This is a genomic window from Parahaliea mediterranea, assembly GCF_017255185.1.
Taxonomy (GTDB): domain Bacteria; phylum Pseudomonadota; class Gammaproteobacteria; order Pseudomonadales; family Halieaceae; genus JAFKCZ01.
Map to the genome: position 1 here is coordinate 19,183 of NZ_JAFKCZ010000014.1, position 24,005 is coordinate 43,187.

The following is a 24,005-nucleotide window of genomic DNA, read 5'->3' on the forward strand; positions in this document are numbered from 1 at the left end:
CGTGGCGGGGTTTCTTCATCGTTCAGTTGGCCGCTCTAGCCTCAGGCGCTCAGCTCCTGAATTTCCACCGCGGCGATGCGCTTGCCTTCCTCGGCGCTCTTCTGGAACTCCACGATCTGGTCGAAGTTCATGTAGCGGTAGATCTCGGAGCTCATGGCGTCGAGGTTCTGCGCGTACTCCATGTACTCCGCCGGGGTGGGCAGCTTGCCGAGGATGGCACCCACGCTGGCCAGCTCGGCGCTGGTCAGGTAGACGTTGGCGCCGTCGCCCAGGCGGTTGGGGAAGTTGCGGGTGGAGGTGGACAGCACGGTGCTGTTGGCCGCCACGCGGGCCTGGTTACCCATGCACAGGGAGCAGCCGGGCATTTCGGTGCGCGCGCCGGCGGCGCCGAAGATGTTGAAGTAGCCTTCTTCCATCAGCAGGTGCTCGTCCATGCGGGTGGGCGGGCTGATCCACATGCGGGTGGAGATGCTGCCCTTGTGCTGGTCCAGCAGCTTGCCCGCGGCGCGGAAGTGACCGATGTTGGTCATGCAGGAACCGATAAACACCTCGTCCACTTTGTCGCCGGCCACGTCGGACAACAGCTTGGCGTCGTCCGGGTCGTTGGGGCAGCACACGATGGGCTCTTTCACTTCCGCCAGGTCGATCTCGATGACGGCGGCGTATTCGGCGTCGGCATCGGCTTCCATCAGCTCCGGGTTGGCCAGCCACTCTTCCATCTTCCGGGCGCGGCGCTCCAGGGTGCGCGGGTCGCCGTAGCCCTCGGCGACCATGCTGCGCAGCAGCACGATGTTGGAGCGCAGGTACTCGGCGATGGTGTCCTCGTCCAGCTTGATGGTGCAACCGGCGGCGGAGCGCTCGGCGGAGGCGTCGGACAATTCAAACGCTTGCTCAACGGTAAGCCCCTTGAGGCCTTCGATTTCCAGCACGCGGCCGGAGAAGATGTTCTTCTTGCCCTTCTTCTCGACGGTCAGCAGGCCTTCCTGGATGGCGTAGTAGGGGATGGCGTGCACCAGGTCGCGCAGGGTGATGCCGGGCTGCATCTCGCCCTTGAAGCGCACCAGCACCGACTCCGGCATGTCCAGCGGCATTACGCCGGTGGCGGCGGCGAAGGCCACCAGGCCGGAGCCCGCGGGGAAGGAGATGCCCATGGGGAAGCGGGTGTGGGAGTCGCCGCCGGTGCCCACGGTGTCGGGCAGCAGCATGCGGTTCAGCCAGCTGTGGATGATGCCGTCACCCGGGCGCAGGCTCACGCCGCCGCGGGTCATGATGAAGTCGGGCAGGGTGTGCTGGGTGTCGATGTCCACCGGCTTGGGGTAGGCCGCGGTGTGGCAGAAGGACTGCATGGTCAGATCGGCGGAGAAGCCGAGGCAGGCCAGGTCTTTCAGCTCGTCGCGGGTCATCGGGCCGGTGGTGTCCTGGGAGCCCACGGTGGTCATTTTCGGCTCGCAGTAGGTGCCGGGGCGCACGCCCTCCACACCGCAGGCGCGGCCAACCATTTTCTGCGCCAGGGTGTAGCCCTTGTCGGAGTCGGCGGGCTGTTCGGGCTTGCGGAATAGGTCAGAGGCTTCCAGGCCCAGGGCTTCGCGGGCCCGGGTGGTGAGGCCGCGGCCGATGATCAGGTTGATGCGGCCGCCGGCGCGCACTTCGTCCAGCAGCACCTGGGATTTCAGTTCGAACTCGCTGACGGTGTCGCCGGCTTCGTTGAGGATCTTGCCGTCGTAGGGGCGGATCTCGATCACGTCACCCATGTTGAGGTTGTCCACGTCGGCCTCGAACACCAGCGCGCCCGCGTCTTCCATGGTGTTGTAGAAGATGGGGGCCACCTTGCCGCCAATGCAGATGCCGCCGGCTTTCTTGTTGGGGGTGCCGGGCATGTCGTCGCCGAAGAACCACAGCACCGAGTTGGTGGCGGACTTGCGCGAGGAGCCGGTGCCGACCACGTCGCCGACGAAAGCTACCGGCAGGCCCTTGTCCTTGATGTCTGCAATTTGTTGCATGGGGCCGGTAACGCCGTGCTCCTGCGGCTCCAGGCCGTCGCGGGTCATTTTGTACATGGCGCGGGCGTGCAGCGGGATGTCGGGGCGGCTCCAGGCGTCCGGGGCGGGGGACAGGTCGTCGGTGTTGGTCTCGCCGGTCACCTTGAACACGGCGACCTTGATGGACTCCGGGACTTCCTGGCGGGAGGTGAACCACTCGCCGTCGGCCCAGGACTGCATCACCGCCTTGGCGTTGGTGTTGCCGGCCTTGGCCAGTTCGTCCACGTCGTGGAAGGCTTCGAACATCAGCAGGGTGTGCTTGAGCTCGGTGGCCGCCAGTTCGCCCAGGGCGTCGTCGCCCAGCAGTTCCACCAGGGTGGCGATGTTGTAGCCGCCGTGCATGTTACCCAGCAGCTTGACCGCGGCCGGCTTGTCGATCAGCGGGCACTCGGCCTCGCCCTTGGCGATGGCGGACAGGAAGCCGGCCTTGACGTAGGCCGCCTCGTCCACGCCGGGGGGCACGCGGTCGGTGATCAGTTCCAGCAGGAAGGCTTCCTCGCCGGCGGGCGGGTTCTTCAGCAGTTCCACCAGCGCGGCCACCTGCTCGGCGTTGAGGGGCTTGGGCGGGATATCCTGGGCGGCGCGTTCCGCCACGTGTTCGCGATAGGCTTCTAGCACGGTAGAGCTCCTTAGGTCAGATGGCCGCCCGGTGGCTGGGTCGCGGCAGTTGCAGACCCCCGGGGCAGTCCGGTGGAGGTGAAATCGGGGCGGGATTATAGCCCACGGCAGGAATAAATTAAATTAATCAAGTGCTTATACCGTGCATTCACGGTACTGATAACTTAGACTGGGCAGCCATTGCAAGGCCTCGTATTCCCGCGTCAACTATGCTCGATCCCACCATCAAAACCCCCTGTATCGGCGTGTGCTCCACCGGTATCGGCGACGCCGTGTGCCGCGGCTGCAAGCGCTTCAGCCACGAGGTGATTCACTGGAACAGCTACACTCCGGCGCAGAAGCGGGCCATCGACGCGCGCCTGTCGGGCTTTCTGTCCCAGTGCGTGAGCAACAAGCTGCGGGTGACCGACAAGGCCCTGCTGGCCTGGCAGCTGGAGGTGCAGCAGGTGCGCCATGTGCCGCACCACGACGAGTACTGCTGGGTGTTCAGCCTGCTCAAGGCCGGGGCCGGACAGATCGAGCACAGCGCCGAATTCGGTTTCGAGGTGGACATCGCCTTCCGCGATATGCCCCTGGTCGAGTTGCGCGACCTTGTCGACCGCGAGTTTTACATTCTGTCCGAGGCCCACTACGAGCGCTACATGCTGACCGCGGACCTGTTCGCCGGGGGCACCCGGTGAGCGCGGTGGTCGACATGGCGCCGATCCGCGAGTTCCTCCCCTGCGCCACGCCGCGGGCCTGGATCGACTGGGCCCTGGAGCACCCCGAGCTGTTGCTGGTGGATCACGCGAACTGCGAGAAGAAGGCGGCCTCCACGGCGCTGAACCTGATGTACCGCTACACCGACCACCCGGCGCTGCTGAACAAGCTCTCGCGCCTGGCCCGGGAGGAGCTGCGGCACTTCGAGCAGGTGATCGCCATCATGGGCAGGCGGGGCGTGGACTATCCGCAGATCTCGGCGGCGCGCTACGCCGGCGGCCTGCGCGAGCAGGTGCGGCGGAACGAACCCGGCCGCCTGGTGGATACCCTGCTGGTGGGCGCGATTATCGAGGCCCGCTCCTGCGAGCGCTTCGCCGCCCTGGTGCCGGTGCTGGACGCGGAGCTGGCGGAGTTCTACAGCTCGCTGCTGAAGTCCGAGTCGCGGCACTTCCAGGATTATCTCAAGCTCGCCGCCGCGCTGGGTTCGGCGGCGGAGGTGGAGGCGAGGCTGGCGGTGCTGCTCGAAGTGGAGCGCGAGCTGATTGAATCCCCCGACAGCGAGTTCCGCTTTCACAGCGGGGTGCCGGCCTGAGCCGCGGCAGGCGCCGCAGGGCCGATGTTGGCAGTGAGTTTGTTTTTATTTTGAAACATTAATATGTTTCTTTAAGTTCTTAATATAAAAGCCTTTTTGTCTCGTTAAAACAGCAGCTGATAGCTCAGCGTGTAGATGTCGAACTCCTCGTTCGAGTCATTGACCGAGCCGCTGGCGTAGGACAATTTCACGGCCTGCTTGTCGGCGACGGGATAGACCAGCGTGGCGCCAAACTTGGAGTCGCGCTGCAGGTCATTGAGCCGCCGGCCGTCCAGGGAACCGCGCCCGCCGTGGTAGTAGTTGGCGTCCAGCGACAGCCAGAAACCGGGGCGAAAACGGCGCACCAGGTGCGTCTCGACGGTGTATAGCGGGTCCGCCGACCGGGTGCGGCCAAGGAAGTCATCGTTGTCCCCGAACACCCAGGCGCCGACTTCCAGTTCCAATAGCCACTTGGGCGACAGCACCTGGATATAGCCCAGTTCGGCCTTGGCCGCCCAGCGGTTGGCGCCCACATTGATAAGGCGCTCGCTGTCGTATTCACCCGTGGGCGCCACCACCTTCAGGCTGGCGCCGAGGATGGGCCGCGGCGCGCGGCGCAGTTCGGTAAATTCCTCCCGGTTCATGCTGGGGGCGCCCAGCAGGTTGACCGACAGCGTGGCGGAGATATCGCCCAGGCCGCTGTAGTCGAGCCCGAGGCTGCCCCCTTCGGGGTGTTCGGCCACGGTCTCGCCATCGGAGAAAGGCGCTTCCAGCACGATGTTGGCGCTGCGCCCCCACAGGTTGAGGGTGCGCAAATAGCCCACGGCCACGGTGTCGATGCTGGAGTCGAGGCCGGAGATGGGCAGGGAGGGGTCGGGTACTGTGTCGCCGCGGGTCACGATGGCGCCCACCGTAAGCACCTGTGTGCCCCTGGGTGCCGGCCAGTAGGCCCGGGGCGACAGCTCCTGGGCGCGGATGCCGGTAGCCAGGACCACGGCGGCCAGCGAGAGGGTCAGGGTGGTGGCGGGTTTCGGCATAGTGCCGATTATAGTGCCGATTATTGACCCGTGCCGGGTGGGCCGCAAGTTCGCGGCGTGCGCGGGCGTCGCCGGGCGGGCGACTACCAGTCGATTTTCACCAGTTCGAGCTGGCCGGGCCCGGCCTTCATTACCCAGGCGTGTTCGTACCAGTCCCCCAGTACCCAGCGCTCGCCGCCGGCGTGGACATGGTGGTCCGGGCGGTGGGTGTGGCCGTGGATCAGGCAGTCCACGCCGTGCTCGCGCAGGACTCTGTCCACTTCCGCCGGGGTGACGTCCATGATGTCCTCGGCCTTGTTGCTGTTGGCCTCCTGGCTCATACCGCGCAGCTGGGCGGCGAGGGCGCGCCGTTCCGCGAGGGGGCGGGCGAGGATATCCGCCTGCCACTCGGGGCTGCGGGCGGTGCGGCGAAACTGCTGATAGGCTTCATCCGCGGTGCACAGACTGTCGCCGTGCATCAACAGCACCCGGCGACCGTAGAGGTCGATCACCGTGGGGTCGGCCAGCAGGGTGCCTCCGGCGCGGGCGCAGTAGTCCTCGCCCAGCAGGAAGTCGCGGTTGCCGCGCATCAGGTAGAGGGCGGGGCCGGCGGCGCTGTAGCGCGCCAGCAGGTCGGCGACTTCCCGCGCCAGGGGGGCGTCGTCGTCGTCGCCGACCCAGGCCTCGAAAAAATCCCCCAGGATATACAGCGCCTCGGCGTCGCGCCGGGCATCGAGGAACGCCGCCAGGGCCCGCGTTACCGCGGGCCGGGCGGGGTCCAGGTGCAGGTCGGAGATAAACCAGGTGCCGGGCACGGGAAGGCGGCTCAGCCCTCGACGATTTCGACGGACTCGATGATCACCGGCTCGGCGGGCACGTCCTGGTGGCCGCCCTGGCTGGTGGTGGCCACGGCGCGAATCCGGTTCAGCACTTCCTCGCCCTCGGTGACCTTGCCGAACACCGCGTAGCCCCAGCCCTGCATGTTCTTGCCGGAGTGGTTGAGGAAGTCATTGTCCTTCACGTTGATGAAGAACTGGGCGGTGGCCGAGTGGGGGTCCATGGTGCGGGCCATGGCGATGGTGCCGAAGTCGTTCTTCAGGCCGTTGTCCGCCTCGTTCTCGATCGGCTCGCCGGTGGGCTTTTGCTGCATGTCGGTGTCGAAGCCGCCGCCCTGGATCATGAAGTTGTCGATCACGCGGTGGAAAATGGTGCCGTCGTAGTGGCCCTGGCGCGCGTAGTCCAGGAAGTTGGCGACGGTTTTCGGGGCCTTGTCGGCATCCAGGTCAACGGTGATAGGGCCGAAGGTGGTGCGGATAATAACCATGAAGCGAGTCCTGCTGCGTTGAGTCGAATGGAAGGCGCGCAATGATACGGCCTTTTTCGCGGATGTGCGAGGCGGGAAAGGCCCGGCTTTTGCCCTGTATAGCGACTGTCTCAGCCGCTATAATACGCGCCCTTTGCACCCCCGATCTCGAAGGATTTATGGACAACAAACCCGCCAACAACTTCCTCTACAACATTGTAGCCGAGGATCTGGCCGCCGGCCGCGTGAACCAGGTGGTTACCCGCTTCCCGCCGGAGCCCAACGGCTACCTGCACGTGGGGCACGCCAAGTCGATCTGCCTGAACTTCGGCCTGGCGGAGGCCTTCGGCGGCGAGTGCAACCTGCGCTTCGACGACACCAACCCCGAGAAGGAGAGCCCCGAGTACGTGGCCTCCATCGAGGAAGACGTGCGCTGGCTGGGTTACCAGTGGGCCGGGGAGGTGCGCTACGCCTCCAATTATTTCCAGCAGTTCTACGACTGGGCTGTGCACCTGGTGGAGCAGGGCGACGCCTACGTGTGCGATTTGAACGCGGAGCAGGCCCGCGAGTACCGCGGCACCCTCACCGAGCCCGGCAAGAACAGCCCCTACCGCGAGCGCGATGTGGCCGAGAACCTGGATCTGCTGGCGCGCATGAAAGCCGGCGAGTTCGAGGAGGGCAGCCGGGTGCTGCGGGCCAGGATCGACATGGCCTCGCCCAACATGAACCTGCGCGACCCGATCCTCTACCGCATCCGCAAGGTGGCCCACCACCAGACCGGCAGTGAGTGGTGCATCTACCCCACCTACGACTTTGCCCACGGCCAGGAAGACGCGATCGAGGGGATCACCCACTCCATCTGCACCCTGGAGTTCGAGGACCACCGCCCGCTCTACGACTGGCTGATCGAGCACCTGCCGGTGCCCAGCCGGCCGCGGCAGTACGAATTCGGCCGCCTCAACCTCAACTACACCGTGACCAGCAAACGCAAGCTGAAGCAGCTGGTGGACGAGGGTGTGGTGGCCGGCTGGGACGACCCGCGCATGCCCACCATTTCCGGGATGCGCCGCCGGGGCTTTACCCCGCGCGCGATCCGCAAGTTTTGCGAGATGATCGGCGTCACCCGCTCCGACGGCGTGGTGGACGTGGCCATGCTGGAGCACGCCATCCGCGATGACCTCAACGAGAACGCCCCCCGCGCCATGTGCGTGCTGCGGCCGCTGAAGGTGGTGTTGACCGACTACCCCGCGGACCAGGTCGAGCAGTTGGCCGCCCCCGCCCACCCCTCGCGGGAGGACCTGGGCGAGCGCGCGCTGCCCTTTGGCCGCGAGCTGTACATCGACGCCGAGGACTTCCGCGAGGAGGCCAACAAGAAGTTCAAGCGCCTGGTGCTGGGCAAGCGGGTGCGCCTGCGCAACGCCTACGTCATCGAGGCGGACGAAGTGGTCAAGGACGCCGACGGCAATGTCGTCGAGGTGCGTGCCCACACCATCCCGGGCACCCTCGGCAATGACCCGGAGGACGGGGTGAAGCCCAAGGGCGTGATCCAGTGGGTGTCCGCCGCGGGCGGCCGCCAGGCCACGGTGCGCCTGTACGACCGGCTGTTTACCCACGAGTCGCCGGACAAGGGTGACAACGACTTCATGACCCTGGTGAACCCCGATTCACTGCAGGTCGTGGCGGGCGCGTGGATCGAGCCCGGTCTGGCGGCGGCTAAACCAGAGCAGAATTTCCAGTTCGAGCGGGAGGGCTATTTCGTGGCCGACCGCCGCGAACACAGCGAGGCGGCGCCGGTGTTCAATATGACCATCGGCCTGCGCGATACCTGGAACAAGGGATAGGAAGAACCATGGCAGTTACCCCGACGCTCACCCTGTACAACACCCTGGGCGGCAAAAAGCAGGCCTTCGAGCCGCTGGAGCCCGGCACCGTAAAAATGTATGTCTGCGGCCCCACGGTCTACAACCTGGCGCACATCGGCAACGCCCGCCCGGTGGTGGTGTTCGACACCCTGTTCCGCCTGCTGCAGACCCACTACGACAATGTCGTCTACGCCCGCAACATTACCGACGTGGACGACAAAATCATCGCCGCCGCGCGCGAGGGCAATCGCAGCATCGATGCGGTGACCGAGGAGTTCACCGCCAAGTACCGGGAGGACATGGCGCAGCTGAACGCGCTGCCGCCGACCCTGGAGCCCCACGCCACCCACAATATCGCGGCGATGATCGCGCTCACCGAAAAGCTGATCGAGAAGGGTCACGCCTACGAGTCCGCCGGTCACGTGCTGTTCGCGGTGGAGTCGATGCCCGAGTACGGCAAGCTCTCGGGCCGGTCCCTGGAAGACATGCTGGCTGGCGCGCGGGTGGAGGTGGCGGATTACAAGCGCCACCCCGGCGACTTCGTGCTGTGGAAGCCGGCGGCGGACGAGGACCCGGGTTGGGACAGTCCCTGGGGCCGCGGCCGTCCGGGCTGGCACCTGGAGTGCTCGGCGATGATCCGCGAACACCTGGGGGACACCATCGACATTCACGGCGGTGGCCGCGACCTGATCTTTCCCCACCACGAGAACGAGATCGCCCAGAGCCGCTGTGCCCATGGCGGCGACTACGTGCGCTACTGGATGCACAACGCCTACCTGGATATCGATGGCGAGAAGATGTCCAAGTCACTGGGCAATGTGCGCACGGTGCGCGACCTGCTGCAAAAATACCGCGGCGAGGTGCTGCGCTTCGCGCTGCTCTCTGCCCACTACCGCTCGCCGCTGAACTTCTCCGCCGAGCTGCTCGAGCAGGCCGAGACCACGCTTACCGGCCTGTACAACACCCTGCGCGAGGTGGCGGATATCCCCCTGGACGTGGAGGTGCCCCTCGCCGACGAGCCCTTCTACCAGGCCCTGAACGACGATCTCAATACCCCGGTGGCCATCGCCGAACTACACGCCCTGGCCAAGCAGCTGCACAAGGCCGCGGACGGCGACAAGCCCGCGCTGAAGGCGCGCATTCTCGCCGCCGGCAACCTGCTGGGCATTCTGGAGCAGGACCCCGAGGCGTGGTTGCAGGGCGGTGGCGACGGGGATATCAGCCCCGGGGACATCGAGGACGCCATTGCCGCCCGCCAGCAGGCCAAGGCCGACAGGGATTACGCCCGCGCCGATGCCATCCGCGAGGAACTGCTGCAGCAGGGTGTGGTGCTGGAGGATTCCCGCGAGGGCACCAAGTGGCGCCGGGCCTGAGTCGGTTGAGTAAAGCTTGCCGGATAGGACCCGGCGGGCCAGAATGAGCGCACGTTGGGCGCCCAATAACGCAGGAGCACGCTGGCGTTGACAATAAACTGCCTGGTTCTCGATGGCGATCGTGAGCATGCGCAGGCACTCGCGAATTTTGCGCGTGGAATAGGGCTGGAGGTATACCGGGCGGGTAGTCTCGCAGATGCGGGGTTGTTGCTGGAAGCTAAGCCCTTTGACGTCGCGCTGCTCTCCCTCGATCTCCCCGGTGGCGAGGAGGGCCTGGCTTTATTGCAGTCACCGCACCTGTCCGCGGCGGAAGTGCTCGTGATGGGTGATACAGACGATCCGGAGCGGGCCGATCTGGCCGTTCGTCGTGGGGCGTCCTATTTTTTCTGTAAGCCCTTTGACGAGCAATCTCTCGGCGCCATGCTGCGGGATATTCTCTCGGAATGCGAGGCGGACCAGTCCGCGGGCAAGAGCGAAGGCGCTCCCTGTGTCGTCGACCAGTTCGGCTTTCTGCGCGGGAGCTCCCGGCCCATGCGCAAGCTCTATCGTTTACTGCGTAAGGTGGCCAATACCGATGCCAGTCTGCTGGTACACGGCGAGAGTGGCACTGGCAAGGAATTGGTCGCGCGGACCGTGCATACCCTCTCGGATCGCTCGCAAGGTCCTTTTGTCGCCTTCAATTGCGCGGCGGTGGCGGCCAATCTTATGGAGAGCGAACTGTTTGGCCACGAAAAAGGCAGTTTCAGTGGTGCCGACAAGCAACATCGGGGGTTTTTCGAGCGGGCACACGGCGGCACCCTGTTGCTGGATGAAATCACCGAAATGGATCTGGACCTGCAGGCCAAGCTGTTGCGGGTGCTGGAAACCCGGCAGGTACGCCGGGTTGGTTCCGAACGTGAAATCGCACTGGACGTGCGCGTTGTGTCGGCGACCAATCGCCCACCGGAGGGAGCGGTAGCGGATGGGAGCCTCAGAGAAGACCTGTACTATCGCCTGGCCCAGTTTCCCGTCCACTTGCCGCCCTTGCGCAGCCGCGGGGCGGATATCCAGGGCCTTGCCCAGTTTTTTCTCAATGAGCTCAATGCCCATCATGCCACTGAGCTCTTTTTTGACAGCGCGGCGCTGGAGTTGATAGCCAGCTCCAGCTGGCCCGGTAATGTGCGCCAGCTCAAGCATGCGGTAGAGCGGGCCTACATCGTGTCGGAAGCCGTTATTGACGCCAGCGCTTTTGATGACGGCTTGTCTAATGGCAACGGTCTCAGCACAAATGGTGACGTGGTGGAGATTCCTGTGGGGACTAGCCTGGCGGATTCCGAGCGGGAGATTATCCTGGCCACCCTGGAGCAACACGGGGGTGATAAAACGGCCACAGCGGCGGCCCTGGGTATTAGCGTGAAAACGCTATACAACCGCCTGAATCAATACGCTGAACGCGACGGTCCAGAGGGAGGGTGAGCGGCGATAAGAAGCCGGGTTCCCGAAAGGAGGGGGTGGGAACCCGGAAAGATCCAATGTAGTGTCATTCAGCGTGTGTGGACTTTTGGCTGACCAGCCTGAACACGTCCCGTTGCTCGTCAAACTCTACCCGGCGCCAGGGGATCGCAATCTGCTGCCAACGGGTTTCCAGTAGCAGTTCTTCCAGTGACCCCGAGGCCGCGTCCAGCGTTGCCCATCTCACCAGTCCGAGTTCCTGGCCGCGAAGGCCGAGCATTAACCTGGCGTGATCGAGACTGACACTCACGGGATGCATGATCGTGCCAGACGATTGCGGCTCCTACCGCGGCCGTCGGCCCATGATGAAAAACACCACTGCCAGGATCAGACCGATGATAAACAGGGCCCAGGCGATTTCCGCCGCGATTGACGCGACACCTGTAAGCCCCAATACACCGGCTACGATAGCCACGATCAGAAAAATCAGTGCCCAATGCAACATATTGCCTCCCTGGCGCGGAGCCGGGCCAGTGGGCCCGGGTATCGCGCTCTATTTAAGTCATTACTCGCAACTGCACTCAGCTGCGAACCTCAAGTCGATTGACTACTTCGGCCACGCCCGAGACGTTGGCCGCGATCTCACCCGCCAGTGCTTTTTTCTCGTCGCTGGCCACCTGGCCGTGGAGTGTAACCACGCTTCTCTGGGTATCGACGTTGATATCCAGGCCCTCGGTATTACTGTTGGCGAGCAGTTTCATTTTTACTTCGGCAGTAAGAGTGGCGTCTTCCACCAGGGTGCCGAATTTCCGCTCGCCACTGTCTTGATCCGTGGCTTGGTCTCGGTTTACCTCTAGCTTATTGCGCACTTCTTCGATGCCGTCCACGTTCATGGCGATTTGCTCGGCGAGGTCGCGATCCACATCTGAGGATACGGTGCCCGACAGCACCACGGTGTGGCCATCCACTTCACTATCGATAGTGAAGTTGTTTAGGTGCCTATTGAGCAGAAACGCGGTTTCGAGCTTGCCTTCCATCCAGGCCTCGCGCACATCCTCTTCCAGGTACTCGTTGCTGTCCTCGCCCGTAGCTTTATTGGCGGCCGACTGCCCGGATTCACCCGCCATCGCTGGCAATGACGCCAGACTCCCCGCCAGCACCAGGGAGCAAGTCAGGGGTAAAAGTTTTTTCTTACATCGCATAGCACACTCCTTTGGTTTGCTTTTTCTGTTTTCCGTGTGGCGCCGCGATGTCTGCGACGCCTGTCGACACAACCTGTAGCATGTACTGTGCCAGTTAGTGAAATTGCCTGTGATAAGGCGTCGCAAAGCCGTGCCACTGATGGCCTCCACCGGCAGGCGCCCCCCCGATGCGATGGCAATATTTACCCGTCTTGGTGGCCCGGTTGTGTAAATTTGTGTGTGACGCGCCTGTAAAAACTACAAAAACATGGTGCTGCGCGAACTGGCGTTGAAAATGATGCAACGGCGAGCCTAGGATACCTCCACCGCAGTCAAGCAGGAGGACAACTTCCGTGGTTCCCCCCAGATTAAGAGGTGTCGAGGATCGTGGTGGGCCGACTCTGGCCGCCGTGACCGCCTTGCTCATCGCGCTATTGCTTCTGGCCGTTCCTTACGCGGCGGTCGGAGCACAGGAGAGCGGCTCCGCAAACGAGAGGCAAGCACCGTCCCGGGAGCAGGTAGATGACTTAGTGCGGGTGCTGGACAACAAGGCGCAACGCGAACAATTCCTGGAACGGCTGCAGTCCCTCAGCCTGGCCGAAGACAGCCTGGATGCCAATGAGCCGGCGGTGCTCTCTGAAGCCCTGCACCTCGACCAGAAGGTCGGGCGTTGGCTGGAACGCTACATCGGTACGCTTGAGGGCTTTGGGTTGCAGCGATCGACGTTGGGCCGGGTGGCGCTGGTGGCGGCAGCGATGCTTGTTGTGAGTGGGATCGTATTACTGAACAACTGGGCAGCCAGGGTGTTTAACCGCAAGCTGGCCGGCCCGCGGGCGCGCTATCATCTCGATGCCGGACGCTTCTCCAGCCTGTTTGCGGTGCAGGTTTGGGCGGGCTTGGCGCTCGCAGCAATGGTGTTCGTTTACACGCTCTCGCAGGTCTATTTTGATACCTTGGGACGGTGGTTGCCGGCGGATTTGTTGGTGGAGTTCGCTGAAACGGCGCTCGCGGTTTTGCTGGTGCTACTGCTGTTTGCAACAATCTGGGAGCTATGCAACGCGATCATGGAATATCTCGGTGGACGCAAGGGGAGGGGGGGCAACGCCCGCATGCAGACCCTCTTGCCGCTGGTGCGAAATGGCCTGATGTGTGTGTTGGTCCTGTTTGCCGGGATGGTGCTGCTATCCGAGGTGGGCATTAATGTTGTGCCGCTGCTGGCCGGTGCCGGTGTGCTGGGTATTGCCATTGGTTTCGGCGCCCAGACTCTAGTCAAGGACTTCCTGACCGGGTTTACCATTATTGCCGAGGACCTGGTCCATATAGGCGACGTGGTGACAGTGGGTGGGCGCACGGGCGAGGTGATGCGCTTGACTATCCGCAAGATCGAGTTGCGCGCCCTGGACGGTACGGTGCACACGGTGCCGTTCAGCGAGATATCCGTGGTCGATAACCTGACCAAGGATTACAGTTACTACATGTTGAATGTGGGTATTGCCTACCGCGAAGATACCGACGCGGTGGTGGACTGCCTGTTGGAGGTGGATCGGGCGCTGCGCGAGGATCGGGGGTTTAGCCACCTTATCCTCGAGCCGCTTGAGGTGTTGGGGGTGGACCGGTTTGGCGATAGCGCGGTTGTTATCAAGGCGCGCAGCAAGACCCGGCCCCATGACAAGTGGACTGTGGGACGTGAGTTTAATCGTCGTATGAAGTACGCCTTTGACGAGCGCAACATCGAAATTCCCTTTCCCCATCAAACGCTGTACATCGGCGAGGACAAGCATGGTCGGCCGCAGGCCGCGGCGAGGGCCCTGCTCGACGGAGCATAGCGGTGTCCAGGCAAAGGCCGTGTCCGTGGCCACGGCAGCGACGAGGCGTGCGGTGTGGGCGGCGCGGGCTCTTACCGGCAGCGGCTCCGTGGGTTCCGCGCAGCATGGATCAAGGTGATGGCGTCAGGGATTGCGGGGCCCTCCCTGATCGTGGAGGATGTGTGTAGCGGGCGGCATTGCATACACTTGTGCGCAAAATACAGGGAGGCGCAGGGCTATTCCTGAGAGCTGTAGCGCAAGGGCTGGCTAATGCATCGCAAGATACCGTCAAATGTAAACCCGTTGGGCCTGCGCCGGCCAGTGTTTTGGCTGGCGGTCGGGGCCATGGCGGTCACGCCGGCGCAGGCGGCCACCGTCTATTTCCAGGCTGTCGGCACATCAGCGCAGGCTATCCCGTTGTGGCCCTGGGTGGCGATCCTGCTGCTGTCCGCGATGCTAATCGGGTTCGGGGGGCGGGCGGCGCGATCGGCAAAGCGCCATGCCGTAGCCAGTGTGTGCGGGTTGTGCGCGCTGGCGTTCGCCGGGCTGCTGGTCGTGCAGCCGGGACGGGCGACGTCGACGCAATTGATGGTGGAGCCTGACAACGCCGCCTGTTTGGGCGGCGCCGGCCAACTGGACTTTGACCCCTACGCAGAGGGTCTCACACTGTACAACGGCTGCTCCAGCATGCCGCTGGAAGTGACCGGCCACGACCTGGAATGCGCCGAGATCGCCCGGCGCGAGGGCGAGTTGCCGGACGGCGCCCGGTTGCGGCCCGGTGAGGCCTTGGCGGTGTCACACTGTGACGTCGATGTAAACGAACCGCCCATTTTTATCGTGGCGAGCGGGGCAATCAGCGTCGCCGAGGACGCCGGCCCGCAGTCCTTTCCCGGCCTGGTGGGCGGGGTCAGTCCCGGCCCCGCCCACGAGGCCGCGCAGACGGTCAGCCTGGCGGTGAGTAGCGACCAGCCGGCCCTGTTCAGCGCGGGCCCCGCATTGGCGCCGGACGGCGAGTTGACTTTTACCACCGCACCGGACGCCTTCGGGAGCGCCGAGTTACAGATAATCGCCACCGATAGTGACGGCGCCATACGTCGGCAGGCGGTTCAGCTGCAGGTAGCGCCAGTGAATGACCCGCCCACTTTCAGCCTGTTGTCGGCGCTAGCCGTGCACGAAGACGACGGGCAGGATACCGATGTGGCCAACTTTGCATTCTCGGATACGCGGGTCAGCGTACCGGGCGTGGCAAGCGCAATCTCACCGGGCAATGCCTGGGAGGCGAATGCCGGTGACACCGTGCGTTTCGAGGTCAGCTACCTGTCCGGCGAGTACCAGCGCGACGGCAACCTGGCGTGTGTTCCACCCACCGCGATGCCGGCCGGGTGGTTCTTCGCCATTACCTCCGGCGGCAGTATTGCGGATGCCGTGAAGGTGCGGGCGAACGGCGCGCTGGATATGGTTCTCGGTGCCGATAAATGGGGCGTGGTCCGACTGCAAGTGACCGCGGTTGACGGGCAAGGGTTGGCCTCGGCGCCGCAAGTACTGCAGCTGAGCATCGATCCGGTTTTTGACGCCCCGCCCGCGGGGGCGGATGGCGCCGCGATCGGTGATGAAAACTCAAGTTGTATCCCGGTGGAGTTGGCGGGCGATACATTCCAGAGTATCACCCGCCCTCATTTTCTCATCCGTGATCGCGACTTGCAGGGGGGCACCCTGATGGCCGGCGCGGCCGATGTGTCATCGGGCGGGATTGCCAGGGTGGAGACTTCGAGCCTGTGTTATATCCCACCCGCGGATGCTTACAGTAGTTACGATCCCGGCACCGGGATCCTGCTTCCCTTTGCCACCTTCAAGTACCGGATCTGGTCGGGGGAGGGGGATATGGGCACTGGTGAGAGCGAACCCCTGGGCATTTCCGGGCAGTTCCTGGAACTGTCGCCGGAGTATGAGGTATCCATCGTGGTCAGGCCGGTGTTCTAGCTGCCCGGGGCGTGTTTAATGTAGGGAGGCTTTTGACCATCCCTGGGGGCTGTAGCGCAAGGGGTGGCAAATGCATCGCAAGATACCGTCAAATGTAAACCCGCTGGGACAGCCCCGGCCGGCGCTTTATCATTGGCAGTTTCAGCCTGGATTCCGGGAAGTCGGGGACGCTGACACAGGGCGGGGTGGCGGTGCAGCTGGACAGGCTGTATGCATCCAGTGAGTTTGGCTTTACGCCGGCTATCGATCAGTACAGCGACCCTGATTTTACTCACGGCGTTTTCGAGAGCTTCGCGACCTTCACCTACCAGATCTGGTCGGGGGAGGGCGACGCGGACACCGGCGAAAGCGAGCCCCTGGGTGCGTCGGGCCAGTTTCTTGAGCTGTCGCCGGTGTATACAGGCAATATCGTGGTGAACCCCGTGTTCTAGCCAGGCCCTGACATCGGGCCGCGATGCCGGGACTGGATGGAGGGCGCGCGGTCCCTCCCTGAACAGGGAGATGTGTATCCCGTGCGGCATTGCATACACTTGCGCTCAAAATACGGGGAGGCGCAGTGCCATCCCCGAGAGCGGTAGCGCAAGGGGTGGCAAATGTATCGCAAGAGTTCGTTAAAAGCATGCCTGTTAAGCTTTTGCCAGCCGACGCTTTGGCTGGCGGTTGGCGCCACGGCGGTCGCGCCGGCACAGGCGGCCACTGTCTACTTCCAGGCGGCCAGTACCGCGGCGCAGGCCGTCCCGCTCTGGCCCTGGGTGGCGATCCTGCTGCTGTCCGCGATGCTAATCGGGTTCGGAGGGCGGGCGGCGCGATCGGCAAAGCGCCATGCCGTAGCCAGTGTGTGCGGGTTGTGCGCGCTGGCGTTCGCCGGGCTGCTGGTCGTGCAGCCGGGACGGGCGACGTCGACGCAATTGATGGTGGAGCCCGACAACGCCGCCTGTTTGGGCGGCGCCGGCCAACTGGACTTTGACCCCTACACCGACGGCATCACCCTGCACAACGGCTGCGCCAGTACGCCGCTGGAAGTGACCGGCCACGACCTGGAGTGCGCCGACATCGCCCGGCGCGAGGGCGAGTTGCCGGACGGCGCCCGGTTGCAGCCCGGTGAGGCCTTGGCGGTGTCACACTGTGACGTCGATGTAAACGAACCGCCCATTTTTATCGTGGCGAGCGGGGCAATCAGCGTCGCCGAGGACGCCGGCCCGCAGTCCTTTCCCGGCCTGGTGGGCGGCGTCAGTCCCGGCCCCGTCCACGAGGCCGCGCAGACGGTCAGCCTGGCGGTGAGTAGCGACCAGCCGGCGCTGTTCAGCGCGGGTCCGGCATTGGCGCCGGACGGCGAGCTGACCTTTACCACCGCTCCGGATGCCTTCGGCAACTCCGAGCTGCGCATCGTCGCCACCGACAGCGACGGCGCGAGCAGCCAGCGAACGCTTCGGCTGCAGGTGACGCCGGTGAACGATCCGCCCACGTTCAACCTGCTGCCGGTGGTGACGGTGCTGGAGGACGGCGGTCTCGATACCGATACCGCCAACGTCGCGTTTTCCGATACCCGGGTTAGCGTGCCGGGGGTGGCCACGGCCATCTCGCCGGGCAATGCCTGGGAGGCCGATGCCGGCGAAACGCTGCGCTTCGCGGTCCGCTTCGTGTCCGGTTCATACCAGCGCTACGGCAATCTGCCGGGTATCCCGACCACGACGTGGTACAACGAGGACTCGGGATATTTTGCCATCCCCGCGGGCGGCAGTATCGCCGACGCCGTGCAGCTGCGGGCGGACGGCGCATTGGATCTGGTTCTCGGCGCCGACCGGTGGGGCCAAATACGCCTGGAGGTGACCGCCATCGATGAGCACGGGCTGGCGTCGGCGCCGCAGATGTTGTCGCTGAACATCGAGCCGGTCTTCGATGCTTCGCCGGTTGGCGAGGAGAAGTTGATCTACCTCCGTGAAAACTCCGCTTGTATCCAGACATTCATTCGTGGAACGACGTTCCGTGGTATAACCATGCCTCATTTTCTGCTTACCGACCGGGACTTGAACGGGGGGAGGCTGGCGCATCAGGATTTGGCGACGCGGGTGTGGAGCGATGTACCCTCGGGGGGCGTCACCCGGCTGCAGAGCCGCGTGATATGCTACAGCCCGCCAACGGATGAGCACAGCATCTATGACCCTGTCTCTGGTGAATTTTCGATTTTCGCCAGCTTCAAGTACCGGGTCTGGTCGGGGGAGGGCGATATGACCACCGGAGAAAGCGAACCTCTGGGCAGTTCGGGGCAGTTCCTGGAGTTGTCGCCGGAGTACGAGGTGTCGATTATCGTCACCCCCGGATATTAGATCAGCCAGCCGGCCGCCGCGACGACCGCTTTTGCGCTGTCTTCGCGGGGCCGCCTGGATAGCTCGCTAGCCCAGGCTGCGCTCCCCGGACTCCACACTCTGCATGATCAGCGTATTGATGGTCATCGGTCCCACGCCGCCGGGCACCGGTGTATAGGCGCTGGCGCGCTCGGCCAGCGGCGCCAGCTCGACATCGCCCACGCCGCCCGGGTGGTAACCGGCGTCCACCACCACGGCGCCGTCCTTGACCCACTCCGCCTTGATGAACTCCGGTTTGCCCACGGCGCCCACCAGGATGTCCGCCTGCGCCACCAGCGAGGGCAGATCCTTTGTGCGCGAGTGACAGATGGTCACGGTGGCGTTTTTCTGCAGCAGCATCATCGCCATCGGCTTGCCCAGGATCGGGCTGCGGCCCACCACCACGGCGTGCTTGCCCTCGATCTCGACATCGTAGGCTTCCAGCAGGCGCATGATGCCCTGGGGCGTGGCGCAGCCGTAGGCGGCCTCGCCCATGGCCATGCGGCCGAAGCCCAGGCAGGTGACGCCGTCCACGTCCTTGGACAGGGCGATGGCGTCGAAGCAGGCGCGCTCGTCGATCTGCGCCGGCACCGGGTGCTGCAGCAGGATGCCGTGGACGTCGGGGTCGCTGTTGAGTTGGTCGATCTTCGCCAGCAGCTCCTCGGTGGTGGTGGAGGCGGGCATTTCCACCGCCAGGGATTCCATGCCCACCCGGCGGCAGGCGTTGCCCTTCATGCGCACGTAGGTGGCCGAGGCCGGGTCGTCGCCCACCAGGATGGTGGCGAGAATGGGCGTCTTGCCCCCGGATTTCGCCTTCAGCGCCTCCACGCGTTCGAGCAGGGCGGCCTCGGTTTGTTGGGCCAGTGCTTTACCATCCAGGACCTGTGCGGGCATGTGCGAGTACCTTTTACCTATGTCGTGCGCGCTGGTGCGCGAATTGCGGTGAGTCGGGGGATCCCCCCGGGGACAGGCCGCGTATTGTCCCACGGAGGCCCGCTCGAGGGAAAGCCGGCGGGCGGAAAACCGTTGTAAAATCACCATATTATCGTTGACGGTTGAAAGCCCGGTGAGTATTATTCGCGTCCTGAAATCGAGGGGCGGCCCACCGGGCAACCGAACCGTCCCCGGCACTGTTCGGGGTATAGCGCAGTCTGGTAGCGCGCCTGCTTTGGGAGCAGGATGTCGGGAGTTCGAATCTCTCTACCCCGACCAACTCATCGCCACAATCAGGTGAGTTGGACAACGCCGGTTTCAGCACTTCGCGATGGTGGCCGTAGCTCATCAGGTAGAGCACCGGATTGTGGCTCCGGAGGTGGGGGGTTCGAGACCCCTCGGCCACCCCATTTTTCCCGATCGATGCTCAAGGGCTTGTATAATCCCCGCGGCACGCCCCGGGGGTATAGCTCAGTTGGATAGAGCAACGGCCTTCTAAGCCGTGGGTCGGGGGTTCGAATCCTCCTACCCCCGCCATTTAACATTGGTCTGTACCGGGTCGCCGGCCGCCGGAGACATCCTTTACAGATCATACCGACATCGTTTACACCTCCGGTAAAAAGGATTGGCTGCGGACTCTACCCGCATGGCGCGCCAGCCCGGCCTATCCTTAATCAGAACACCCCAAACCATATTCCATGCAACCGCAGTCCTGCTTTCGGGCGAGCCTGATCTTGTCGACAGCCTCCCGGATCGCGGTCCACCGATGCCGACGACTTGCCCCGCAGGCACTGTGCCCAGGTTAATCTCGCGCTGGCCAATGCAGCCGGTGGGCCGGCCATGTAGTTGCTTGAGCCGGGCCGGTAGCTCGCTCTGGCGGTAGTTTCGAGACGGCCGAGCGGGTGGAGGGCCGGGTAGGTGAGGGGCCCGGGGGGCGATCAGCGGTGGTTCGATAGGGCCAGCGCCCAGGGCATCGCCGTCGCCAGGGCGTCGCGCCAGCCAAAAGCGCTACTCAGCCGCGCGAAGTCGTCGTCGAGGGTGGCGCGCAGTTGCAGTGGGGCGCCAGTGGCGGGGTGGCGCAGCGCCAGTTCAGTGCAGGCCAGCAGCAGGCGCCCGGCGCCGTACTGTTCGCGGAAAAACCGGTTGTGCACGCCCTTGCCGTGCTTGGCGTCGCCGATAATCGGGTGCCCGATATGCTTCATGTGGCGGCGCAGCTGGTGCTTGCGACCGGTTTCGGGGCGCAGCTCCACCAGTGAATAGCGCGCCGTGGGGTAGCGGTCCACCGCGTGGGGGATGTCCACCGTGGCCAGGCGCCGGAAGTGGGTGAAGGCCTCTCGCGGCGGGCCGCGATCCAGGCCCGCCAGCGGGTCCGGGTCGTCGCGAATCGGGTGGTCGATGGCGCCGCTCTCGGGGCAGTAGCCGCGCACCACCGCGACGTAGCGCTTGGCCACGGCGCGCTGCTGGAACTGCGCGGCGACTGCCGCGGCCAGCTCCGGAGTGAAGGTGAACAGCAGGACACCGGAGGTCGGTTTGTCCAGGCGGTGTACCGGATAGACCCGGCGCCCCGCCTGGTTGCGCACGATTTGCAGGGCGAAACGGGTTTCGCGGCGGTCGATGGGGCTGCGGTGCACCAGCAGGCCCGAGGGCTTGTTGACGGCGATCAGGTCCGCGTCATGGTGGATTACCGGCAGGGTTTCATCGCGATCGCGGTTCGTCATGGACTCACGCGCCCCGGGCGGCCGCGGTGGGGGAGATGGCCCGCACCGGTTTGCGCCCGAGCCGGTTGGCCAGCACGAACATTGGCGGTACCAGAAAGAAGGACACGATGGTGGACAGCAGGACACCGCCGGCGATGGCCATGGCGAAGGGGGGCCAGAACTGGCTGCCTTCCAGGATCAGCGGCAGGAAGCCGCCAAAGGTGGTCACGGTGGTGGACACGATGTGACGGCTGGAGCCCATGACCACCTGGCGCACCGCGAACAGCCCGCCCTTCAGGGCTCCGGCGTCGGCCTGCAGGGCGGTCATGATGATGATCGCGGCGTTGATCGACACGCCGATCGAGCCGATCACCCCGATCACCGCGGGGATCCCGAAGGGGTAGCGGAACAGCGCCAGCGACAGCAGGCTGAGCCCCAGCGAGCACAGGCAGACGAGGAGGGCGACAAGCGACAGGCGCCAGGAGTTGAAGGTGAGTACGATGGTCGCCACCAGCGCGGCGAGGATCATGCCCACCGGCGCCATGATTTGCTCCATGACCTCGGCGCGCACGTCCGAGTCGCCGCCGAACTTGTAGTGATAGCCGTCGGGCAGGGGGATCGGATTCGCCTCGAGGTCGGCGCGCAGCAGTTTCAGGGCTTCCTCGGGCAGCACGCCGCGCGTCAGGTAGGCCTGGATGATATTCACGCGCTCGCCGTCCTTGCGTGAAATCGGACTGCTGGAAGGTGTCAGCACCGTATCGCCGAGAGCGCTCAGGGGCACCCCCGCGAGCTGGCCATCGCCGTGGGGCATGCCGTTGGCTATGCGAATGCTGGTGATGTCGCCCGCGTCGGAGCCGGCTTCCTCGCGCAGGCGCACCCGCACCGGCAGGCGCTGGGTATCCTCGAGGAGTTCGCCGGCGGCGATGCCGCTCAGGCTGGCGTCCAGGGTGCGCGCGGCATCGGTGAGCCCGAGGCCGGCCAGGCGCGCGCGCGATTCGTCCACCCGCACCAGCAACTTGGGCGCGCCCCCCGACAGGCTGGCGTTGGTGTGGGTCACGTCCGGGACCCGCTCCAGGCGCTGGCGGAACCGTTCGCCCAGGGAGCGAAGGCGCTCCAGGTTGGGGCCGTAGATCTCGACTTCCAGCGGCGCCATGACCGGCGGGCCCTGGTCGATGCCGCGCACGATGACCCGGGCCTGGGGAAACTCGCGATCCACCTCCCGCTGCAGGCGCCGGATCAGGTCGTCGGTGCGGTCTTCGTCGCGGGTCAGCACCAGGGCTTCCGCCCAACTGGGGATGCCTTCCTTGGTGCGGTACATGTTGTAGTAGAAGGCCGGCGGGCTTTCGCCCAGGGTCCAGTCCACGCGCCGCACCAGGGGTTCGGCCCGCAGTTTCGCGTCCAGGTCTTGCACCAGGCGTTCGGTGTCGTAGATGGAGCGGCCGTCGGGCAGCTTGACCTGCAGGTACATCTGGTCGCGGTCGGTGCCGGGAAAGAACTGCGCGGTGAGGGTGGGAAAGGCGAGGAAGCCGCACAGGGGCAGGGCCAGCGCCAGGGCGATGGAGGCCGGCGGATGGCGCAGCGCCCAGTCCAGGCTCCGCTCCAGCGCGCGGCCCGCGCCGCCGCTGCGCAGGCCCTGTTCCCACCAGTGGCCGTGCCCGCCCAGCCCGGCCGGCAACAGGCGCGCGGCGAGCACCGGGGTCAGCACCAGCGCCAACACCAGCGACGAGGCCAGCATCACCACCACGGACTTGGCGATACTGCCCATGAAGTCGCCGGAGGGCCCCGGCAGCACGACCATGGGCATAAAGGCGAGCACGGTGGTCACGGTGCTCGACAGCAGCGGGACCCGCAGCCGCTGCACCGAGGCGCTTATCGCGGGCAGCGGGGCGTCGCCCGCCCGCAGGCGCTTGCGAATCTCGTCCGTCATGACAATGGAGCCGTCGACCAGTAGCCCCAGGGCCACGATAAGGCCGGTAACCGACATCTGGTGAATGGCCACGCCCCAGTAGTACAGCAGCGCCACCGACATCAGGCCGCACAGGGGCAGCACCAGCGCCACCACCACCGCGGCGCGCCAGCCGAGCGTGAACAGCAGCACCAGCAACACCAGCACCACGCCCAGCACCAGGTTCTGCGCCACCCCGCGCAGCCGGGCCTCGGTATAGACGCTCTGGTCGTAGGTGGTTTCCAGGACAATGCCCGCGGGAGCCTGCGCGCGCCAGCGTTCGGCGAACGCGGCAAAGCGGGCGCTCCAACGATCCACCTGCAGGCCCTCCGACATCGCCACCGCCACCAGCAGTCCGGGCTTGCCGTTGACCAGCGCCATGGCCGGCGGCGGAGTGGTGCGGGCCTTGTAGACCCGGGCGATATCGCTGATGCGCACCGCGCCGCCCCCGGGGCTGGCGGCCACGATCACATCGCGAATGCGCGCGATGGAGTCGAACTCGCCGTCGATTTCCACCAGCAGGTCGCTGCCGGCGCCGGCGGCGCGGCCGGCGGCCACCTTGGGGTCGGCCTGCCGCAGGGCGCCGGCGACCTGGTCCAGGCCCAGGCCCCGCGCGTTGAGGGCCGCTTCGTCCACCGCCACCCGGATTTCCTCGGCGGGCTCGCCGTAGAGGTCCACCCGCTCGGTGCCCGGTACATTGCGCGCGGCGTCGGCAAAGTCGAGAGCCATGCGGTGCAGCAGGGACAGCGGAACCCGGTGCGCGTCTTCGGCGCTCAGGGCCAGAATGGTGGTGTAGGCGGTGAGCCGGTCGTCGTCGAACATCGGCGGGCCGACACCCGCGGGAAAGCTCCCCGCGGCCTCGCCCAGGGCGTCGCGGATTTCCGACCAGGCGCGCTCGATGTCGGCGCCGCCCAGGGTCTCTTCCAGCTGGATATTGATGAATGACACGCCGGCGCTGGAGGTGGAGTCGATCTCGTCGATCTCGGGTATGCGGCGCAATTCGTCTTCCAGGGGGCGGGTGAGCAGGGCCTCCACCCGCGCCGGCGTGGCTCCGGGGAAGAAGGTGGTCACGGTGGCGACGAAGTTGGTGATGGTGGGGTCTTCCTGGCGCGCGATGGAACTGAAGCTGCTCAGGCCGACGGCGATAATGATCATCACCACCAGCACCACGATGCGGGTATTGTTGTAGAGGATGCGAGCCAGCATG

At 65.1% G+C, this 24,005-nt stretch carries 19 protein-coding genes and 3 tRNA genes; 12 read left to right on the forward strand and 10 right to left on the reverse strand.

Features of this window, described 5'->3' with window-relative positions; all coding sequences use genetic code 11:
* Positions 1-41: 41 nt before the first annotated feature.
* The gene (gene acnB / locus JYP50_RS17155) at positions 42-2,657 is read right to left on the reverse strand and encodes a bifunctional aconitate hydratase 2/2-methylisocitrate dehydratase (RefSeq protein WP_206561786.1); all 2,616 of its coding nucleotides are present in this window, start codon (positions 2,655-2,657) and stop codon (positions 42-44) included.
* A 209-nt stretch (positions 2,658-2,866) separates the two neighbouring features.
* Between acnB and JYP50_RS17160 the strand changes: the two genes are divergently transcribed.
* Together JYP50_RS17160 and JYP50_RS17165 are read left to right on the forward strand one after the other, a co-directional pair.
* Positions 2,867-3,337, forward strand: coding sequence for a DUF1289 domain-containing protein (locus JYP50_RS17160; protein WP_206561787.1), 471 nt, complete (start codon positions 2,867-2,869; stop codon positions 3,335-3,337).
* Positions 3,338-3,351: 14 nt separating this feature from the next.
* Complete coding sequence (locus tag JYP50_RS17165) at positions 3,352-3,948, forward strand: tRNA-(ms[2]io[6]A)-hydroxylase (protein WP_206561881.1); 597 nt, start codon at positions 3,352-3,354, stop codon at positions 3,946-3,948.
* Between the two features lie 104 nt (positions 3,949-4,052).
* Here JYP50_RS17165 and JYP50_RS17170 read toward each other — a convergent pair whose 3' ends face one another.
* From JYP50_RS17170 to JYP50_RS17180, 3 genes are all read right to left on the reverse strand, one after another.
* Complete coding sequence (locus tag JYP50_RS17170) at positions 4,053-4,964, reverse strand: transporter (protein ID WP_206561788.1); 912 nt, start codon at positions 4,962-4,964, stop codon at positions 4,053-4,055.
* 83 nt (positions 4,965-5,047) lie between these two features.
* Complete coding sequence (locus tag JYP50_RS17175; RefSeq protein WP_206561789.1) at positions 5,048-5,758, reverse strand: UDP-2,3-diacylglucosamine diphosphatase; 711 nt, start codon at positions 5,756-5,758, stop codon at positions 5,048-5,050.
* Between the two features lie 11 nt (positions 5,759-5,769).
* Positions 5,770-6,267 (reverse strand): peptidylprolyl isomerase, encoded by a 498-nt coding sequence (locus JYP50_RS17180; protein WP_206561790.1) that lies wholly within the window; start codon positions 6,265-6,267, stop codon positions 5,770-5,772.
* A gap of 158 nt (positions 6,268-6,425) precedes the next feature.
* Here JYP50_RS17180 and JYP50_RS17185 point away from each other — a divergent pair, with 158 nt between their 5' ends.
* From JYP50_RS17185 to JYP50_RS17195, 3 genes are all read left to right on the forward strand, one after another.
* Entirely contained in the window at positions 6,426-8,087 is a 1,662-nt protein-coding gene (locus JYP50_RS17185; RefSeq protein WP_206561791.1) for a glutamine--tRNA ligase/YqeY domain fusion protein, read from the forward strand.
* Between the two features lie 8 nt (positions 8,088-8,095).
* On the forward strand, positions 8,096-9,481 hold the full coding sequence (gene cysS, locus JYP50_RS17190) for a cysteine--tRNA ligase (protein WP_206561792.1): 1,386 nt from the start codon (positions 8,096-8,098) through the stop codon (positions 9,479-9,481).
* 87 nt (positions 9,482-9,568) lie between these two features.
* The gene (locus JYP50_RS17195; protein ID WP_206561793.1) at positions 9,569-10,936 is read left to right on the forward strand and encodes a sigma-54-dependent transcriptional regulator; all 1,368 of its coding nucleotides are present in this window, start codon (positions 9,569-9,571) and stop codon (positions 10,934-10,936) included.
* Between the two features lie 64 nt (positions 10,937-11,000).
* On the opposite strand, the gene JYP50_RS17200 is transcribed toward JYP50_RS17195, so the two are convergent.
* The 3 genes from JYP50_RS17200 to JYP50_RS17210 form a co-directional block, all read right to left on the reverse strand.
* The gene (locus tag JYP50_RS17200) at positions 11,001-11,231 is read right to left on the reverse strand and encodes a hypothetical protein (protein ID WP_206561794.1); all 231 of its coding nucleotides are present in this window, start codon (positions 11,229-11,231) and stop codon (positions 11,001-11,003) included.
* Positions 11,232-11,255: 24 nt separating this feature from the next.
* Positions 11,256-11,417 (reverse strand): DUF1328 domain-containing protein, encoded by a 162-nt coding sequence (locus JYP50_RS17205; protein ID WP_206561795.1) that lies wholly within the window; start codon positions 11,415-11,417, stop codon positions 11,256-11,258.
* 76 nt (positions 11,418-11,493) lie between these two features.
* Positions 11,494-12,114 carry a BON domain-containing protein gene (locus tag JYP50_RS17210; RefSeq protein ID WP_206561796.1) on the reverse strand — a complete coding sequence of 207 codons (621 nt, stop codon included), beginning with the start codon at positions 12,112-12,114 and terminating at the stop codon, positions 11,494-11,496.
* A 332-nt stretch (positions 12,115-12,446) separates the two neighbouring features.
* On the opposite strand from JYP50_RS17210, the gene JYP50_RS22180 reads away from it, so the two are divergent.
* The 4 genes from JYP50_RS22180 (at position 12,447) to JYP50_RS17230 (ending at position 18,205) form a co-directional block, all read left to right on the forward strand.
* Positions 12,447-13,919 carry a mechanosensitive ion channel domain-containing protein gene (locus JYP50_RS22180; RefSeq protein WP_206561797.1) on the forward strand — a complete coding sequence of 491 codons (1,473 nt, stop codon included), beginning with the start codon at positions 12,447-12,449 and terminating at the stop codon, positions 13,917-13,919.
* Positions 13,920-14,243: 324 nt separating this feature from the next.
* A complete protein-coding gene (locus tag JYP50_RS17220) occupies positions 14,244-15,878 on the forward strand; it encodes a hypothetical protein (protein WP_206561798.1) in 1,635 nt (544 codons plus the stop codon).
* Between the two features lie 191 nt (positions 15,879-16,069).
* Positions 16,070-16,309: a hypothetical protein gene (locus JYP50_RS17225; RefSeq protein ID WP_206561799.1), complete on the forward strand. Its 240-nt coding sequence runs from the start codon at positions 16,070-16,072 to the stop codon at positions 16,307-16,309.
* Positions 16,310-16,471: 162 nt separating this feature from the next.
* Positions 16,472-18,205: a hypothetical protein gene (locus JYP50_RS17230; RefSeq protein WP_206561800.1), complete on the forward strand. Its 1,734-nt coding sequence runs from the start codon at positions 16,472-16,474 to the stop codon at positions 18,203-18,205.
* Between the two features lie 66 nt (positions 18,206-18,271).
* Here the strand turns inward: JYP50_RS17230 and folD are convergent, their stop codons facing one another.
* A complete protein-coding gene (gene folD / locus JYP50_RS17235) occupies positions 18,272-19,117 on the reverse strand; it encodes a bifunctional methylenetetrahydrofolate dehydrogenase/methenyltetrahydrofolate cyclohydrolase FolD (RefSeq protein ID WP_206561801.1) in 846 nt (281 codons plus the stop codon).
* Positions 19,118-19,358: 241 nt separating this feature from the next.
* Here folD and JYP50_RS17240 point away from each other — a divergent pair.
* The 3 genes from JYP50_RS17240 to JYP50_RS17250 all read left to right on the forward strand — a co-directional run bounded on the left by JYP50_RS17240 (position 19,359) and on the right by JYP50_RS17250 (position 19,693).
* A tRNA-Pro gene (locus JYP50_RS17240) sits at positions 19,359-19,435 on the forward strand.
* 55 nt (positions 19,436-19,490) lie between these two features.
* Positions 19,491-19,566, forward strand: a tRNA-His gene (locus JYP50_RS17245).
* 50 nt (positions 19,567-19,616) lie between these two features.
* A tRNA-Arg gene (locus tag JYP50_RS17250) sits at positions 19,617-19,693 on the forward strand.
* 401 nt (positions 19,694-20,094) lie between these two features.
* On the opposite strand, the gene JYP50_RS17255 is transcribed toward JYP50_RS17250, so the two are convergent.
* Together JYP50_RS17255 and JYP50_RS17260 are read right to left on the reverse strand one after the other, a co-directional pair.
* Complete coding sequence (locus JYP50_RS17255; RefSeq protein ID WP_206561802.1) at positions 20,095-20,874, reverse strand: pseudouridine synthase; 780 nt, start codon at positions 20,872-20,874, stop codon at positions 20,095-20,097.
* A gap of 4 nt (positions 20,875-20,878) precedes the next feature.
* Positions 20,879-24,004: an efflux RND transporter permease subunit gene (locus tag JYP50_RS17260; RefSeq protein WP_206561803.1), complete on the reverse strand. Its 3,126-nt coding sequence runs from the start codon at positions 24,002-24,004 to the stop codon at positions 20,879-20,881.
* Position 24,005: the final 1 nt, after the last annotated feature.